The sequence below is a fragment of the Pseudomonas sp. genome, from assembly GCF_036404235.1.
In the GTDB taxonomy this organism is placed as follows: domain Bacteria; phylum Pseudomonadota; class Gammaproteobacteria; order Pseudomonadales; family Pseudomonadaceae; genus Aquipseudomonas.
On record NZ_DASWOT010000029.1, the window covers coordinates 1 to 16,891 of the forward strand.

At 56.6% G+C, this 16,891-nt stretch carries 18 protein-coding genes and 1 pseudogene; 7 read left to right on the forward strand and 12 right to left on the reverse strand.

Translation table 11 applies throughout. From position 1 onward, the window contains the following. Positions 1-88 precede the first annotated feature (88 nt). Together VGC62_RS03980 and VGC62_RS03985 are read left to right on the forward strand one after the other, a co-directional pair. Entirely contained in the window at positions 89-283 is a 195-nt protein-coding gene (locus tag VGC62_RS03980; protein ID WP_331185786.1) for a type II toxin-antitoxin system HicA family toxin, read from the forward strand. 20 nt (positions 284-303) lie between these two features. After that, a complete protein-coding gene (locus tag VGC62_RS03985; RefSeq protein WP_331185770.1) occupies positions 304-708 on the forward strand; it encodes a type II toxin-antitoxin system HicB family antitoxin in 405 nt (134 codons plus the stop codon). A gap of 82 nt (positions 709-790) precedes the next feature. Here the strand turns inward: VGC62_RS03985 and VGC62_RS03990 are convergent, their stop codons facing one another. The 3 genes from VGC62_RS03990 to VGC62_RS04000 all read right to left on the reverse strand — a co-directional run bounded on the left by VGC62_RS03990 (position 791) and on the right by VGC62_RS04000 (position 5,789). Next, positions 791-1,408 (reverse strand): hypothetical protein, encoded by a 618-nt coding sequence (locus VGC62_RS03990; protein ID WP_331185771.1) that lies wholly within the window; start codon positions 1,406-1,408, stop codon positions 791-793. 206 nt (positions 1,409-1,614) lie between these two features. Continuing rightward, positions 1,615-2,646, reverse strand: a complete 1,032-nt coding sequence (locus tag VGC62_RS03995) for an alpha/beta fold hydrolase (RefSeq protein ID WP_331185772.1) — start codon at positions 2,644-2,646, stop codon at positions 1,615-1,617. Positions 2,647-2,900: 254 nt separating this feature from the next. Then, positions 2,901-5,789, reverse strand: coding sequence for a sensor domain-containing phosphodiesterase (locus VGC62_RS04000; protein WP_331185773.1), 2,889 nt, complete (start codon positions 5,787-5,789; stop codon positions 2,901-2,903). Between the two features lie 317 nt (positions 5,790-6,106). Here VGC62_RS04000 and VGC62_RS04005 point away from each other — a divergent pair, with 317 nt between their 5' ends. Continuing rightward, a complete protein-coding gene (locus tag VGC62_RS04005) occupies positions 6,107-7,177 on the forward strand; it encodes an NAD(P)-dependent alcohol dehydrogenase (RefSeq protein ID WP_331185774.1) in 1,071 nt (356 codons plus the stop codon). A 171-nt stretch (positions 7,178-7,348) separates the two neighbouring features. On the opposite strand, the gene VGC62_RS04010 is transcribed toward VGC62_RS04005, so the two are convergent. The 4 genes and pseudogenes from VGC62_RS04010 to VGC62_RS04025 all read right to left on the reverse strand — a co-directional run. Then, on the reverse strand, positions 7,349-7,819 hold the full coding sequence (locus VGC62_RS04010) for an arsenate reductase ArsC (protein WP_331185775.1): 471 nt from the start codon (positions 7,817-7,819) through the stop codon (positions 7,349-7,351). A gap of 16 nt (positions 7,820-7,835) precedes the next feature. Next, the gene (locus VGC62_RS04015) at positions 7,836-9,119 is read right to left on the reverse strand and encodes an arsenic transporter (protein WP_331185787.1); all 1,284 of its coding nucleotides are present in this window, start codon (positions 9,117-9,119) and stop codon (positions 7,836-7,838) included. 25 nt (positions 9,120-9,144) lie between these two features. Beyond that, entirely contained in the window at positions 9,145-9,501 is a 357-nt protein-coding gene (locus VGC62_RS04020; protein ID WP_331185776.1) for a metalloregulator ArsR/SmtB family transcription factor, read from the reverse strand. A gap of 59 nt (positions 9,502-9,560) precedes the next feature. Next, positions 9,561-9,699: pseudogene (locus VGC62_RS04025) on the reverse strand (arsenate reductase ArsC); the annotation flags it as partial. Between the two features lie 255 nt (positions 9,700-9,954). Here VGC62_RS04025 and VGC62_RS04030 point away from each other — a divergent pair. Together VGC62_RS04030 and VGC62_RS04035 are read left to right on the forward strand one after the other, a co-directional pair. Beyond that, the gene (locus VGC62_RS04030; RefSeq protein ID WP_331185777.1) at positions 9,955-10,452 is read left to right on the forward strand and encodes a MarR family transcriptional regulator; all 498 of its coding nucleotides are present in this window, start codon (positions 9,955-9,957) and stop codon (positions 10,450-10,452) included. A 52-nt stretch (positions 10,453-10,504) separates the two neighbouring features. Beyond that, the gene (locus VGC62_RS04035; RefSeq protein WP_331185778.1) at positions 10,505-11,062 is read left to right on the forward strand and encodes an arsinothricin resistance N-acetyltransferase ArsN1 family A; all 558 of its coding nucleotides are present in this window, start codon (positions 10,505-10,507) and stop codon (positions 11,060-11,062) included. Positions 11,063-11,243: 181 nt separating this feature from the next. On the opposite strand, the gene VGC62_RS04040 is transcribed toward VGC62_RS04035, so the two are convergent. The 3 genes from VGC62_RS04040 to VGC62_RS04050 are packed head-to-tail and all read right to left on the reverse strand — an operon-like array spanning position 11,244 to position 14,093. Then, a complete protein-coding gene (locus VGC62_RS04040) occupies positions 11,244-12,041 on the reverse strand; it encodes an ABC transporter ATP-binding protein (protein ID WP_331185779.1) in 798 nt (265 codons plus the stop codon). Then, on the reverse strand, positions 12,035-13,033 hold the full coding sequence (locus VGC62_RS04045) for an ABC transporter permease (RefSeq protein WP_331185780.1): 999 nt from the start codon (positions 13,031-13,033) through the stop codon (positions 12,035-12,037). The genes VGC62_RS04040 and VGC62_RS04045 overlap by 7 nt, the downstream gene beginning before the upstream one ends. Then, positions 13,020-14,093 (reverse strand): ABC transporter substrate-binding protein, encoded by a 1,074-nt coding sequence (locus VGC62_RS04050; protein ID WP_331185781.1) that lies wholly within the window; start codon positions 14,091-14,093, stop codon positions 13,020-13,022. Before VGC62_RS04050 ends, VGC62_RS04045 begins: the two co-directional genes overlap by 14 nt. A gap of 349 nt (positions 14,094-14,442) precedes the next feature. Here VGC62_RS04050 and VGC62_RS04055 point away from each other — a divergent pair, with 349 nt between their 5' ends. Then, positions 14,443-15,075 carry a hypothetical protein gene (locus tag VGC62_RS04055; RefSeq protein WP_331185782.1) on the forward strand — a complete coding sequence of 211 codons (633 nt, stop codon included), beginning with the start codon at positions 14,443-14,445 and terminating at the stop codon, positions 15,073-15,075. 87 nt (positions 15,076-15,162) lie between these two features. Here the strand turns inward: VGC62_RS04055 and VGC62_RS04060 are convergent, their stop codons facing one another. Together VGC62_RS04060 and VGC62_RS04065 are read right to left on the reverse strand one after the other, a co-directional pair. After that, the gene (locus tag VGC62_RS04060; protein ID WP_331185783.1) at positions 15,163-15,507 is read right to left on the reverse strand and encodes a 2-oxoacid ferredoxin oxidoreductase; all 345 of its coding nucleotides are present in this window, start codon (positions 15,505-15,507) and stop codon (positions 15,163-15,165) included. A gap of 72 nt (positions 15,508-15,579) precedes the next feature. Next, a complete protein-coding gene (locus VGC62_RS04065; RefSeq protein ID WP_331185784.1) occupies positions 15,580-16,128 on the reverse strand; it encodes a DUF4174 domain-containing protein in 549 nt (182 codons plus the stop codon). Between the two features lie 299 nt (positions 16,129-16,427). Here VGC62_RS04065 and VGC62_RS04070 point away from each other — a divergent pair, with 299 nt between their 5' ends. Next, positions 16,428-16,655: a hypothetical protein gene (locus VGC62_RS04070; protein ID WP_331185785.1), complete on the forward strand. Its 228-nt coding sequence runs from the start codon at positions 16,428-16,430 to the stop codon at positions 16,653-16,655. Positions 16,656-16,891: the final 236 nt, after the last annotated feature.

The window sequence follows — 16,891 nt, forward strand, 5'->3', positions numbered from 1 at the left end:
ATTTTATAACCCTGGATACATCTTTTAAGTTGATTTAAGGTCAGTCTGTCCGCAGCATCAGCCCCGCACACATCAAAAGGAAATGATGTTGAAAAGCAGGGAACTGATAGCAGAACCGCAGGCGGCTGGCTGGACACTTCAACGTATCAGCGGCAGCCATCACATCTTCACTCATCCTCGCAGCCCCTGGTCCATCCCCGTACCGCATCCTAAAAAAGATCTGCCGATAGGAACGGTAAAAAGCATCAGGAGGCGGGTGTGGTTATCACCGAATACGATTTGAGGTGTTTGCAGGAGCAAGCAATGCAATATCCCATCGCAATTGAATGGGGGGATGACGCCACCGCCATCGGCATTCAGATCCCCGATATACCCGGTGCGTCGACTGCAGGCGATACGTTCGAAGACGCCTATAACGCCGCCATCGAAATTGCCCACATCCTATTGGAAGAGTTGGCGAGTAACGGCCAGACAGTGCCAATACCATCCTCTGCCCGCACCCATCATGACCATCCGGATTACGCCGGAATGGGCTGGGGGATGCTGGAGATCGACATCACGCCCTATCTGGGCAAAACCGAGAAGGTCAACGTCACGCTGCCAGGCTTCGTCATCCAGCGTATTGATCGCTACGTTCGCGATCACAACGTTAAAAGTCGCTCTTCGTTCATCGCCGAAGCGGCCCTGGAAAAACTGACACGCTCATAAATTTCCAGCCCATCTCTCAACAGCTAAAAAGGCAGGCGGTCGCAAAACCGTCTGCCTTTGAGCATTGCGTCGATGCATCCACTCAAGCCATTTCAGCCTTTGCCATCGCAATCTTTGCTTTAACTTGCTGCTGAGCAACCTCGACATTTTCTTTGGTCAGTTCAGCGACTTTCTTTTCGACGGCCGCTTTCTGCTCTGGGGTCATGGCGTCATATTCTTCCTTGCTGACACCCGTCAATTGCTGACGCGCCTTTTCAGCATCGGTCTGGTTCATGTAAGACAGGAACTGATCCTTGACCGAACCCACGTCCTGGGACGTAGCGCTCTGATCGGAACTGACGGCCAGAGGGTCAGAACTTGCGCTGTCTGAACTGCCCGAAGCCACGCTGTCGTTGGAGGCCAGTTGCTTGTCGGCGCCTGCCATCATGGCCGACACCGCCGCTTGAGGATCAGTCGCCTCCTCGGTAGTGCTGGCCGTGGCGGCCTTCAGATTAACCATCAGCTTGGCGAAAGCTTCGTCGAAACTCTGTTTATCGTCAGTACCGCTTTGTGCCGACGCATCATTGCTGCCAGAAACAGGCACAACGGGAGTGGTCGGCGCCGCCGCGTTGGCGTATGCATCCTTGTCACTGGTGTCGAGGTTCGTGTGCGCCACGGCCTTCGAGACGATGTGATGGATGGCACTGTTGCCGATAATCATCTTTCACCTCCTTTTATGGGTTGTAGATGCATCAGAGAACAGAGCAAAACAGGTGCCACATCCTGTTACAACGCCAAAAGCCTTGTTTGGCAAGGCCTGCCGGGAACCCGACAGAAAGCCCAGCGGTGGCAAAACCGGCCCACCGTTGCCGACAGCGGCAGTGCATGGCCGCTGTCTACTCTCGGTTGCCGCTGCACAGGTGCCGGTTATTTAAGAAATGCCTTCAAGGCGGCATCGACCTTGTCCATCTCGCACACCGGCGCCATGTGACCGCAATCGTTATCCAGCACCAGCAATTTCGCGTGTTTCTGTGCGGCCAGGGCCTTGGCCGGTGCCGGATCGACAAGACGGTCCTGCTCGGAGGTGACAATCAACAAGCGGCTTTTGATTTTTCGAGCCAGGGTCGCCATGTCGCCCTGCCTGACCAGATCAAACTGGGTCATGGCCTGCAATTGGCGATACCAGTCCACGACACTGAAGGTCTGGCTGCTAACAGCACCTCGCAGACTGTCTGTCGTCGGGCGCTGGCTGGCGACCTCTTTCGCGGCCATCGCCTCTGGCATCCAGAGAAACTCGCTGTGCAGCGCGATCAGCTTCTTGAATGAGGTGCCCGACGCATAGTTACCGTTGTTCCAGCCGGGTGTCTGTTCAATGGCGCGCAGTTCTTGTTTCCAGACATTCAGATCTCGGGCCGAAGGTTGCGGCGTGCCAACGATCACGACAATGTTGCGTGCGTAATCCGGGTACATCACCGCCCACTGCAATGCCTGCATGCCCCCCATGGAGAATCCGACGATGGCGTACGCGTGGTCGATGCCCAACGTCGAGGCCAACAGCCGATGCTGCGCCTTGACCATGTCGCGCAGAGTGAACGGCCCAAACATCAAGCGCGGATGGTTCTTGCTGTTGGAGGGCGAGCAGGATATGCCATTGCCCAGCGTATCCAGGCCGATGACATACCACTTGCCAGTGTCGATCAGCTTGCCCGGACCGATCAGCGCGACCTGATCGGCGGAACGCCCGGTGAGCCACGTCGGCACCAGCACCACGTTGCTTTGGTCCGCCGCCAGCGTGCCGTAGGTGCGATAGCCCATCGAGCACTGATCGATCTTGCCGCCTTGCATTGTCAACGAGCCAATGCTGGCCAATTGTTGTTCTGATGCTGCCAGGCACACCGAAGCATTCATCACCGCGATCAGGGCGCACAGCGCGCGGCCAGCACGTCGATACAGGTTCATTGCTCTTCCCCCGAAGATCAGGCTCGCGCCCTGGAAAATAGGCGCCGACATCAGCTAGCAGGGACACCTCGCTCCAGGCGAGTCAACGGTGTCATGCCAAACCCATTACGGCTGCGCACTCCCCTTCTCCCGAGGAAAACCATGTCGTTTACCGACCCTGCCATCGAGTACTGCATCGTGGATGCTGCTTGGAGAGCGTAGCCCGTTGTCCTGGATTTTCCTTGCGATGTGAGTGCGCCGGTTGATGGGTCGCGTCAAACAAGCGAACTCAAATCCAGCCTTTCCTGTGGCAACGGCACCGAGAAGTAATAGCCCTGCGCCTGCCCTGCACCCATTTCCCTCAGCAATTGCAGAGTCGCGGCGTCTTCCACACCCTCCGCCACCACGGTCAAGCCCAAGGATTCGGCCATGCGCACGATGGCCCGGACAATCGCCCGGCTGCGTGAGCTGGTGGTCAGTTCCAGAATGAAGGACTTGTCAATTTTCAAGCCGCTGAAATGGTACTGGTGGACATAACTGAGCGACGAAAAGCCTGCGCCAAAGTCATCCAGCACCACCGACACGCAATTGTCGGCCAGGTGTTTCATGGCTTTGCGCGCCAGATCCGGCTCTGCCACCAGCGCACCTTCAGTCAGTTCCAGACAGATGCGTGACGCCAGCACGCCATGCAACTCAAGCAGGCCCAGCACTTCGCTGGAAAACTCAGGGCGGGTGATGCTGTAACTCGAACAATTGACATGCACCGTTGGCCAATGGGCGTGACGGGGTTGCGCGAGGATGGCCACAACACTTTGCAGCATGTAGAAATCCAGTCGCCCAATCAGTCGCAAGCCTTCAAGCGCTGGCAGGAAGTCGCCCGGCGCGATCACTCGGCCGTCCGGCTGACGCCAGCGAATCAAGGCTTCCAGAGCAAGGATCTTGCCGCTTTCGACGTCGATGATCGGCTGAAAATACGGCAGCAGCTCATCCGTGCGTTTGAGCGCATTGCGCAATGCACTCTCCTGCTCCATCTGATCGGACACCTCGCGCCGCACTTCCTGGTTGAACACCGCGTAACTGTCGCGCCCGGCGTTCTTGACCCGGTACATGGCAGTGTCGGCATCGCGCAGCAGGTCGGCGGGCTCCAGGTGGAACTGACGATCAGCGGCCACTACACCAATGCTGCAGGAAGAAAACACTGCATGCCCGTCGATATAAAACGGCAGGTCGAAGGCTTCCAGAATCCGCTCGGCGATGGCCACCGTGATATCCGGTGGCGCGCTAAACGCCAGTACGGCGAACTCATCACCGCCTAACCGTGCCAACAGGTCGCTGTCACGCATGCAACTGCGCAGACGATCAGCGGCCTGAACCAGCAACAGGTCCCCGGAGTGGTGCCCCAGGCTGTCGTTGACCATTTTGAATCGGTCCAGGTCGATGAACATCACCACCAGTTCCTGCCCCTGGGTGCAGAACGCCTCCCAGGCAATCTGCAGTTGTTGCTGAAGATGGCTGCGGTTAGGCAGGCCAGTCAACGAGTCGTGAGCGTTCTCGTGCTGAAGTTTGGCGTTGGCGTAATCCAGTTCGCGGGTGCGGTCCTGCACCCGGGCTTCCAATTGCACATTGGCCGTATGAATCGCCAGCGCCGCCGAACGCCGCGACAGCGCGGTATCAATATGCCTTGACACAAACGTCAACAATTCCTGATCGCGTAGCGAGTAGCTGACGTGCGTCGAATAGCTTTGCACCGCCAGTACACCACGCACTGTCTTGCCTTCGAACAGCGGAATACCCAACCATGAACTGGAGCGATTGATTTCATTCTGGATAGTAATCTCGCCAAGGCTTTCCAGCCGTCGCGCTTCGGTGCTGTCTATCAGGCAAGGACGCCGCTGACGAATGACGTACTCCGTAAAGCCGCGCTCCCCGCGCCGTGGATTCGGTCGCTCAGCCAGCCGCTCATCGACGTAATAGGGAAAAGCCACCTCCCCCGTGGTGTCGTCGAATAGCGCGATATAGAAGTTAAGCGCGAACAGCAAATCGCCGACGATGCCGTGCAGGCTGCGAAACAACTCGGCCATGTCGCCCGGCTGGCTGGACAGTTCGGTGATCTGAAACAACGCGCTTTGCAGGTGCTCGGCGCGTTCACGATCAGCCACTTCACTGCGCAGCGCATCGTTGAGCCTGGACAGCTCGACGGTGCGCCGGGCGACGGTTTCCTCCAGGTGCGCACGGTGCAAAATCCGGTCAAGCGCCATGGCCACGTGCCGCACAACCACCAGAAACAGTTCGCGATCTTCGACGCTGTAGATCCGCGAGACATCATAGACCTGCATGGCCAGCATGCCGAACACGTCGTCTGAGGCATTTTTAAGGGGAGCGCCCATCCAGAACTGCGGTCGATGTCCCACGCAGTAAAAGCGCTTGCGTGCCTGAGCCTGCTCGATGTCAGCGGCGTCGACGAACAGTGGTTGCTCAGTGGTCAGCACATACCCGGTCATGGACAAGTGCTCGTGATCGAGGTACTCGCAGGTTTCTGCTTCTAGAGCATCGGCGTCGGTGATGTCGATGTAATACGGATAGGTAATTTTGCCGCTGTGGTTCTCATACAGCGCTAGGTAAAAATTCTCGGCGTCGATCAAGGTCGACAGTTGTTGGTGTACACCCTGAAGGAATTCCGAGCGGTCCCGCGTGGAACTGGCCAGATAGGTAATTTCATACAGCACTCGCTGCGTCGCCTGGGCACGTGCCAACGCGGCGGTCTGCAAATGCAGGCCCAATGTCGAGGCGAGTTCAGTCAGTTGCGGATCGTCGCCGTGTTGTTCAGAGGCGACCAACCAGCCGAGCACACTTTCGCCATACCCCGTGGCCCAACGGTGCAAGCGCCGTTCCTGGCAGAACACCTCGAAAGCGTCGCGTTGAATCAGCGTTGGCCAAGGGATCGAGGCATCACCCTGTCCCAACAAGTGCATGTGCTCACCCGCACGATAGGCTGCCCAACTCAAGGACGGCGAAGCTTTTTGCGCGCCCCGCAGAAGGCTCTCGAGGGTCTCTTCGTGAACACCTGGCGTCGCTGAACAACCGTCCTCGATAGCGACCGTATCCGATGCACGCCCGCTTGTGTTCAATGGTCGTCGATCAGGGTTCCAGACACGGGAATTCATAGGCGCTCCATTGCCAACGTGTGACTAAGGCTATCTTCATGGGGTAAGACAGATTGTTGCAAGCAGCATATGTGCGCTTACTGCCGATAAATGATGCAAATACCGAGTTTTTACGACTTATTTCTGATTTCTACACAGTTGCAGGTTTTACATCGGCAGATATTCACTCCAATGAACGTTTTTCAGGGTATCCATCCAAGAGTAGGCTGTTCTGGTCTTCGCCGATCAACAAGGATTGATCAATGACCTTTCGCAGCTGACAGCTGTCTCTAAATGCTGACGCACTTTTTACTTCTACCTTTCTGGAGATGATCGTAATGAGTAAGACATACAGCTATGCCGCGCAAAATCCCAATGATGCCCTCAAGCCCTTTCAGATCGAGCGCCGTACGCCAGGCGCCGACGACGTGCAGATGGATATTCTGTACTGCGGCGTTTGTCACTCGGACCTGCACACCGCCCGTAACGAATGGAATAACACGCTGTACCCCTCGGTGCCGGGCCATGAAATCGTTGGTCGTGTGACAGCGGTCGGCGCAGCGGTGAAACATTTCAAGGTCGGTGATCTGGCGGGAGTCGGTTGCATGGTCGACAGCTGCCAGCACTGTGCTTCCTGTGCCGAAGGTGAAGAGCAATACTGCGAAAATGGCTTTACTGGCACCTACAACGGGCCTGTATTCGGTGGTGAAAACACCTTTGGCGGGTATTCCGACAACATCGTCGTGAAAGAGAAATTCGTCCTGCGCATCACCCATGGCGAAGATGCCAATCTGGCGGCAGTGGCGCCACTGCTGTGTGCTGGCATCACTACTTACTCGCCGCTGCATCACTGGAACGTCGGGCCTGGCAAGAAAGTCGGCGTGGTTGGGCTCGGTGGCTTGGGCCACATGGCCGTGAAAATCGCCCACGCGATGGGCGCGCATGTAGTGCTGTTCACCACATCGCCTAACAAGCGTGAAGATGGCCTGCGTCTGGGGGCCGATGAAGTGATCGTGTCGAAAAACCCCGACGAAATGGCAACACAGGCCAATCGCCTCGACTTCATCCTCAACACCGTGGCCGCGCCGCACGACCTGGATGCGTTTCTCAACCTACTCAAGCGCGACGGCACCATGACGCTGGTGGGTGCGCCAGATCATCCACACCCATCGCCATCGGTGTTCAACCTGATCTTCAAACGCCGCAGCCTGGCCGGATCGCTGATCGGTGGCATACAGGAAACCCAGGAGATGCTGGATTTCTGTGCCAAACACGGGATTGTCTCGGACATCGAAATGATCGCCATGCGAGATATCAACGGTGCCTACGAACGCATGCTCAAGGGCGACGTGAAGTATCGCTTCGTGATCGACATGGCCACGTTGAAAGAACAAGCATCTGCCGCATGATGGGCAACCGCCCCTGGCGTTGACAAGGCTACAAAGGCTGCGAAAACATCTGTCAGGCGCTCAAGAGATATTGAGTGTGGTGACGTCTCGCAGCCTGCGACATCCCTCATCAAATACACGATAACTCTATGAATAAAAAAGACTTTCTGTAGGCGCCGCCTCGATTGCTCTTCAAAGCGAACCTATGCGGTTCAGTTCAGCTTTGAGCTGTTCAGCGCCCATGGTCTTCAGCGGCAGCGCAAGAAACGCGCTCACGCGTTCGCGAATTTTGACGAGGGTGGTCTCAAACGCTGCGGTCATCTCGGCTTCTAACCCGGTGGCTTCCGACGGATCGGCCAAGCCCCAATGGGCCTTCAAGGCTGGCCCGAAAAAGATGGGGCATGCTTCACCCGCAGCCCGATCACAAACGGTAAGCACAATGTCCGGTGGCGAGCCTTCAAAAGCGTCCGAAGCCTTGCTGCTCAGGCCCGCCGTGGAAATACCCGCCGCCTCCAGCGTCTGTAAGGCCCGTGGATTTACGCGACCACTGGGAAAGCTTCCCGAGCTGATCGCTTCTACGCCTTCAGGTGCCAGGTGGTTGAACAGCGCCTCCGACAGAATGCTGCGGCAGCTGTTGTGCGTACACATGAACAAGACTTTCATCAGAGGATTCCTTGATTCAGAAACTGAGACGCAATGCCAGCGCGCACAGGGTGACGACAAGGATGGGCAAGGTCAGCACGATCCCGGTCTTGAAGTAGTAACCCCAGCTGATCTTGATGTCCTTCTTAGCCAGCACGTGCAGCCAAAGCAATGTGGCGAGGCTACCGATGGGCGTGATCTTAGGGCCTAGGTCACAACCAATAATGTTGGCGTACACCATTGCTTGTTGAACCACGCCCTCGGCCTCGGCAGCGTGTATGGACAAAGCGCCGACGAGCACAGTTGGCATGTTGTTCATGATCGAGGACAGCAAGGCTGTGAGCAGCCCGGTGCCAAGTGATGCGCCCCAAATCCCGTAGCCCGAGAAAAAGTTCAGGATCTGCGAAATGTGGTCTGTGAGACCGGCATTTTTGAGCCCGTAGACGACCAGGTACATGCCAAGGGAAAAAATCACCACTTGCCATGGTGCGCCTTTGAGGACCTTCCCCGCGTTGATTGCTTGGCCGCGGGCTGCGATCACATAGAGGATAAATGCACACACCGCTGCAATGACACTGATCGGAACCCCTAGAGGTTCGATCACGAAGAAGCCGATCAGCAGGAGAGCCAGCACCCACCAACCTGCGACAAACGTTGGCCGGTCTCGTATCGCCTCGCAAGGTTGACGCAACTGCGCAAGATCGTAGGTCGCGGGCAACTCCTTGCGAAAGAACCACAACAGCATCACCAATGTCGCCGCAACGCTGGCAAGGTTGACCGGAACCATAACGGAGGCATATTCGGTAAAGCCAATGTTGAAGTAATCGGCGGAGACGATGTTAACCAGATTGGAAACCACCAGTGGCAGGCTCGCGGTATCTGCTATGAATCCCGCAGCCATGACGAATGCCAAGGTGGCTGCGGGAGAAAACCGCAGAGCCAGCAGCATCGCGATCACGATAGGCGTGAGGATCAGCGCTGCACCGTCATTGGCGAAAAGCGCCGATACAGCGGCACCTAGCAATATGATGAATACGAAAAGCTTTCGGGTGCTCCCTGCCCCCCAGCGGGCAACATGCAGTGCAGCCCACTCGAAAAATCCTGCTTCATCGAGCAGTAAGCTGATGATGATCACCGCGATAAATGTGGCCGTGGCATTCCAAACGATGTGCCACACCTCAAGAATGTCCCCAGGGCTGACCACGCCAGAGAGCAGAGCCAAGACGGCACCAAGGCTTGCGCTCCAACCCACGCCCAAGCCTTTGGGCTGCCAGATGACCAGTGCGATGGTGACGACGAAAATTGATACGGCAAGAAGCATCTCAAACACTCGAAAGGGGCGCGGATTAGTCGCACACGGCCTGGTTGATGGGGCGGCCACTCATGTCGCATAGGCGCGTAGCCTCGTCTTCCAACCACTGCTGGTTCGCATCGACGACGTCTTTCAAAACGGCGGTCACCCAGTCGGGCAGCTCTGGATGAAGTCGGTAATAAACCCACTGCCCCTGGCGGCGATCCATCAGCAGACCGGCCGAGCGAAGGAGTGCCAGATGGCGGGAGATTTTAGGCTGGCTCTGGTCGAGGGCTGCGGTCAGCTCACAAACGCACAGCTCACCCTCTCTTACGATCAGCAATGTGATTTTGGTACGAGTGTCATCCGCCAGGCACTTGAAGAGCGCAGTAGGATTCATGGGTTTTGTCATACATCCTCCAGATGCTCGGACGCATCCACATCGACGTTTTCAAGTGCGGCGACAGCTCACGGATCAACACCGGATGGCTGAGAACCTGCACTGAACGCCGCGAAACGCGAATCGCGCATGACGTAGCAGAGCCTGCGCGAGGTGTGAGCGAGCAGAGTTGGCAACGCAGACGAAAAGGACTTTGATCGGTTCGGTCACGGCAGTCTCCATACATACGAAAAATCGAATATACGTATTTTGGTATATCCGGTAAAGCGTATGCTTTCGATGTCGCCGCGTACCCTGCGTGTCAGGGCGTAACGATTCGGGAAGACTCACTCGCTGAACTCGCTTTCCGTTGTTAGTAACAACAACCTAGCGCGATGTATTTCGTACCATCAACCAGCGGAGCCTTGTTGACGATTCAGCACCGCCACGATTATTGTTGCAGCTAACAACAAATTTGTGACGATTATGCCGAAGCGGAAAAAAGACCAGTTAGCGCAGGATGCCGAGGATTTGTACGAGGCGCTGAACCAGCTTGTCCGCGTCTACCAGTTTCGAGATAGAGACAAAATCTGCTGCTACGACGTTTCGGTCACTCAATGCTATGCGATCCAAACGCTTGTCAAGAAAGGTGCTCTGCGGCTTCAGGTCTTGGCCGAGGAAATGTGTTTGGACAAAAGCACGGCGAGCCGTGTGATTGAAGCGCTCGAACGTAAGGGTTATGTGTCACGCGTTGAAGATGAGCAAGACCGTCGCGCTGTGAAGATTCAGGCCACGGACGCTGGCAGGGAACTCTACGAGAAAATCCGGGGCGACCTCATTGCCGAGGAGAGAGCAATGATCGAGAACCTGTCAGTCGAAGCCAGGCAAGGGGCATTAACCCTGCTCAGACAGATCACACGAGCGACCGAAAAACGGTGCGGCCTCACGAATAAGCCTTGCTCAGATGCCATGCAGCCGGGTTAGAGCCCATTTTTTTGATGTAAATGTTGTCACTACCAACATAATGGAATCCATCATGCGCATCCGTCCTGCTGAGCCCGTTGACGCAACCTCAATAGCCACCATCTACAACCAAGGCATTGAGGAACGTAGCTCCACGTTCGAAACCACCCCCCGTAACCCAACGGACATGCTTGAGCGACTCCAAACGGGTTCTCGCTACCCTGTACTGGTGATGCTTGATGAGCAAGATCAGGTTGTAGGATGGGCGAGCCTCAGCAGGTATCGAGATCGCGCCTGCTATGACGGCATAGCTGACTTTTCGATATACATGAGTCGTGAGGCTCGAGGCCAAGGGCTAGGTAAGCACCTGCTTCAAGCATTGCTCAACGAAGCAGAAGCTCTTGGATTTTGGAAAGTCCTTTCACGCATATTCACCTCCAACCAAGCCAGCCTTGCCCTGTGCCAGACCTGCGGTTTTCGCCAAGTGGGCGTTTACGAGAAACATGCCCGTCTTGACGGTCGTTGGATTGACTGCGCGATTGTCGAACGAATTTTCCCGGCGAATCAAGCAATAGGCCTAACGCCGGTCTTTGCCAATGGAACTGAAACAGATGGACTAAGCGGCTGTTAAGTTGTTTGCCACATCGCGCTTGCCCGGTGACAGGCAAGACGGTATTTAAATGCCCTGTTTGCTGCACGACAGCGCGGCATCTGGACGGCGGGCGATCCCCTACCCTTGTCCTGCTACAGCGGCTAAACGCTCGGTACAGACAGTGTGAAAAGGCATCGGCGGATTCACCGCGCGTCCCCCCTCACCAACTCTGCCCTAACCCCAACAACCCTAGAATCTCACGCCGCAGGTCTACCAGATACGGATCGTCGCGGTGCCGTGGATACGGTCGGTCGATGGTCAGTTGCGCCTTGATACTGGCAGGGCGATCACTGAACACGATGACTCTATTGGCCAACAACAGAGCCTCTTCCACGTCGTGGGTCACCAACAGCGCGGTATAGCCCTGACGTTGCCAGAGGTCGATCAGCTCCTGTTGCATGGTTATGCGGGTCAGCGAATCCAGCTTGCCCAAAGGTTCATCCAGAATCAGCAACCGAGGCTCGTTGACCAACGCACGAGCCAATGCCACGCGCTGCGCCATTCCGCCGGACAGCTGACGCGGATAGGCGCGGGCGAACTGGCTCAGGCCAACTTTCTCCAATGCCTGATCGACCTTGCCTTTAGTGGTTTTCAGCAGCCCCTGCGCCTCCAGCCCCAGGGCCACGTTGTCCCAGACCTTGCGCCAAGGGTAGAGCGTCGGGTCCTGGAACACCACGACACGACTGGGGTCGGGGCCGGTAATCGGTGCACCATCCGCCAACAAGGTGCCGCTGTCGGCAGGTTCGAGCCCGGCAACCAGGCGCAATAAGGTCGATTTGCCACACCCGGAGGGGCCCAGCAACGCGACGAACTCACCTGGCGCGACGTCAATCGATACGCGCTCAAGCACCGGCAATCGCTCGCCCTCCAGCGAAAAGCCATGGCTCAGATTATCGATGCGCAACGCTAAACCCGGGCTGCGGGGTGAATCTGCGATCTCTCGCGCCACACTTACCATTTCATTGCCCCCTGCTGCCAAGCCAGTAAACGATCACGAATCAGAAACAGTGCCGAAATCAGCCCGGAACAGGCCAATGCCATGATCAACAACGCCGCGTACATATTGGCGTACGCCGCCCAGCCTTGAGCCCACTGCAAGTACCAGCCGATGCCGGATTTGACGCCCATCATCTCGGCGACCACAAGCGTTGAAAACGAAGCGCCCAGGCCCATGAACAGCCCGACGAAGACGTGCGGCAGCGCTGCCGGAATCGCTACTTTGAAGATTAGAAAGCGCTGCTTCGCGCCGAGCGTGCGGGCCACGTCGTAATAAGCTTTGTCGACGCTGGCAACACCGGACCACGTCAGGACCGTGACCGGGAACCATGTCGCCAACGCGATCAGGAAAACGCTCGCACTCCAACTGCTGGGAAACAGAAAAAAGCACAGTGGCAGTAACGCCGTCGAGGGCACCGGACCGAGAATCCGTAGCACCGGATGTAGCCAGTAGCCAATACTGCGCGACCAGCCGATGGCCACGCCAGCGATGAACCCGGTCACCGCGCCCAGTGCGACACCACTGCCCAGCAGCAACGCCGAGTGAAACAGGCTGTCGGCCAGCCGTGGCCAGTCTTCGACGTAGACGTCCAGCAGCGCTTGCGGAGGCGCGAAAAACGGCACTGGTAACCAACCCAACTTCGCGGTCAGCAGTTCCCAGATCCCAAGCAGGATCGGCAACGCGATCAGCCAGGCGCCGAGATGCTGCGTGCGCTGTGCGACGCGCTGCGACCAGTGTCCGGCGATGACAGCCAAGGCAATCACAGCAGCGACCGCCAGACACAGATTCGCCAGCCCCTGGGTCATCGGCCAGTTACGTGTCGCGTTCGGCAAATAGCTGATCAGTAACGCCACACCGACCCACGCCAACACGGCGAGGGTCCCTTGCCGCCAGAGCTTGATCGAAGCGCGACCAGCGCGAATGCGGGCCGCAGACGCCTCAACTGAAGACATCGGCGGTGATCTCCTTGGCAAATGTGTTGGCATCGGTGCTCTGTCGGATCACTTCAACGGTTTTCAAATCGGTAACGTAAGTGGCGATTTCCGTGGTCAGCGCAGCGCCGACAGCGTGGTGCCCGTGAGTATGGTCGTGCAGGATGGCCACCACTTCTTCGGTGGTGGTGTTGAGCGCATACGCCTGGAACCCCTTTGCCACCTCCTCCGGGTGCTTTACCGAATAGTCATGCGCTTCAAGAATTGCCTGGGTCAATGCAGCCGCTACGCGCTTGTCGTCACGCGCCAGTTTTCCGGTCACCCCGACCACGCAGCAGCTGAGGTTAGCGTATTCCTCGACCAGGTTGCTCGACAGCTCACGCGCCTTGCCCGCATGGATCAACCGGTACATGAACGGATCACTGCCGCTGACTGCCTGCACCTCACCGCGCTCCAACGCCGTGCCCAACAGGTCGGCGGGATACAGACGCCATTCGACATCACGCACTGGATCGATACCGTGTTTTTTCAGCAAGATCGAGAAGAAGTTGCGATCCGGACTGGCCATGTCGGTCACGCCGATGGCCTTCCCCTTGAGGTCTTCGAGTTTGCTGATACCTCCATTAACTGCGCTCAGCAGACGCAAACAACCGCCATGCGTACCGGCAGTGAGCTTGACATCAAAGCCCTGCTCCAGTGCTTTGAGCCAACGCAACGCCATGCCAATCCCAGCGTCCGCCTTGCCAGTGGCGATGGCCTCCAGCAGCACTTCGGTAGAGTTTCCGAAGTTGACCAACTCGACATCAAGGTTGTGCTTTTTGAAGAATCCCTGACCATGGGCAATAACCACCGGAGCCAGGCAGACCGCATTAAGGTTGATCGCCAGCTTCAAGGCGCGTGGTTGATCTAGCCGTATGAAGTCACCGGTTCCGGCAGGCTCGGCGTCGGATGCAGTACCATGCCCGGCATGCTCATCCACGGCCCAGGCGGAACTCGGCAGCGACAACAAAAACGGGGTTGCCAGCGCAGTACTGGCCAGACCCAATAGCCGACGCCGGGTCAAATGATCGAAAGCTGACATGGTGCGATCCCTTACCAAGTAGTTGAAATAAAAGCCGTCACCTGGAAGGTTTTAATAACTTTTTTCCACGGTTCAGTGACTGGTTAAAACCATATCACTGGACCGATAATTAACTAAATTCATTTTTATTCTAGGAAACTATGCAAATAATCTATGCACCCGTCATCATCCCAACAGACCTCATTAAATGTCGCATGCGAAAGGCATTCGCCGCCTGACGCCTCTGAGCTTATCCGCAGGCCACGCATACCCCTAGCCAGAGCAGCGTTTGCTGACTGATTTGTCATGAAATCGTCCAGTCATTGAGGTGTAAGCTTTACCGACGAAAACACTCAGGAATGCGCCATCCATGAAAATGACAATAAGCAAGCGCGTGCGAGACACCCTTTTGATCTCAAGCCTGTTCGCCAGTGCCCTCATGATCGCCAGCCCCTCACAAGCACAAGACGCAACACCGACACGTGTCAGAGGCGCAATTACCGCCATTGAGGGCGACGTGATGCAGGTCCACACCAAAAACGGTGAAGACCTGCAGGTCAACCTCAATAAAGACACTGTGGTGCGCGGCGTGACCTTGGGCGAAGTGTCCGAAATCAAACCCGGCAGCTACATCGGCTCAGCCGCCGTGCCCTTGCCGGACGGCACCCTGAAGGCGCTGGAGATTCATGTTTTTCCGCCAGAACTGGCAGGCACCGGCGACGGCCATCGGGCCTTTGATCTGGGTAAGGACAGCAGCATGACCAATGGCTCGGTGGGTGATCTGGTCACCAGCAACGGGCGCACGATCACTGTTAATTACAAAGGCGGTCAGAAGAAGATCGTCATTCCAGACGATGTGCCTATCGTCAATCTGGTGCCAGGCGATCGCACCCTACTCAAGCCCGGCGTAAAGATCGTGATGCAGGCGCAGAAGGCCTCTGACGGCGCACTCAGTGCGCTGTCGATTTCTGCTGGCGAGAACGGTGTTGCGCCACCGATGTGAGCGCGAAGTCCGTATTTCGAAAACCTGAGGTCCATAAACAAAAAAACCGGCACCAATCAGCCGGTTTTTTATTACGTCGCTTAGCGATTACAGGCAGGTCGCGACTACCGCGCCGCGTTGATCCTTAACCGATGCACCTGGTTTTGCGTAAAAACTGACGTTGGTCGTGGCGCCTTTGCCCAGCACGTCGGCAAAGTATTGACCTTCAGTGGTGTAGACCGTGAAATCGCCCGGTGCGTTGCTCTTCAGGAACACATCGGCCACATCGCCGAACATCTGCACATCCGCCCACGTCACCTTGATGCACTCAGCGACGGCGGCCGCCGGCTTTTGGCTGGAATACACCTGGACAGGCCCTGCCGAGCGGGTCTGATTCAAACTCATGCAGCCTGTCAACAGCATCAGTGCTGCCACTCCCGCCCACTGTTTCATGTCATTCCCTGCTGTAAAAAGGGAGCGATATTAACAGCTAGGCGCATACTCGTGACCTCTCGGTTGCCCTGATTAATCATCCAATGCTGGCGCTGGTGCAGGTGCGGTCCCCTTCCCTGCCTTGCCCGGTTTAGCTGCTGCCTTGGGTTCTGCGGCCACAGGTGCCGAGGCTGGAGCAACGGCCTCTTTCTCTGCCATCGGCATTTGATCGATGGTATTGAAGATCTCCTTGGGATCGATCGGCCCGGAACGGTCGATTTTCTTCTCGCCGTCCTTGCCCACGAGAATCACCTGAGCCTGCGTCTGCGACTTCACCCCAAGCTTGAGCTCACGGATCAGCGCCATAGTGCTTTGCGCATCCATGTCCTTGCCGTTGCGCTGGCCGATGGTGTTAACGATGGTGTAAAGCACCATGTCGCGCTTGACGAAGGCTTCATGATTAGCAGGGTCATCCAGATTCTTCTTCAGACTCACCAGCGTCGGGTCCACCGTGCTGGAAGCGATGATGATCAGCGCACGAGACTTGCCACGCTCCTGGGCCAGTGGGGTATCACCGTCGGCAGCCAGCAGCGGACCACTGACAGCAAACAGGATGGCAAGGGTCAGTGACCGACTTAACATACACACCTCCATTGAGTTTCCATGCACAGATGATCGCGCATCGTGGCAAAAGGTCCAGCGTGCATTACAAATAATCTTTTTTTAAAAAACCTCGACGCCCCGGTTAAACCTGCGCGTCAAATCACGCGCCTGAAAATCATCGTCCAGATGAGACCTCCCTCCGATGATTTATGAACCAGCAGTCACAGGACCGAAACCCGAATTCGGACGTCTTGCGCTATAGTGCGCGGCGTTACGCTCGTGCGCTGTCAACTCGCGCCCGGTAACAGCGTCATCAGTCAGGTATTCAGGAGAACGAAGTGGGGTTGAAAAAGTCATCGATAGAATTGAAACGCGACCTTTATGGCGTGGCCGGTAATCTGGAACGCACAGCGGGCGAGATCAGCCGACTGGCCGAACGCGTCAAGGACGTGGATGTTGTCGCAGTGCTGCACCTGATGAATCAGCTGTACAAGGATGCCGACAAGCTCAAAGCCTATGCAGACGAAGTGAAAGGTGGACGGATTGTTCGGGGCAAGGCCGAGTAACCCTGCAACACAATCGAATCCGGCTCATCAAGGCGTGAGCCGATTCAAGGCCAGGAGTAAATCGCTCGGAAAAAATAGCGATTTTCTGGCACATGATGTCTAGTCCTGAAATAGGTTTACACCTGTTTCATCCCAACGCCCGATGCACCGCATCGGGCGTTTTGTATTTCAAAGACAGGTGCGGTCGCTCGCCGTTGTAGATCGAGACCGACTCACCCACCATCTTCTTCGCCTGT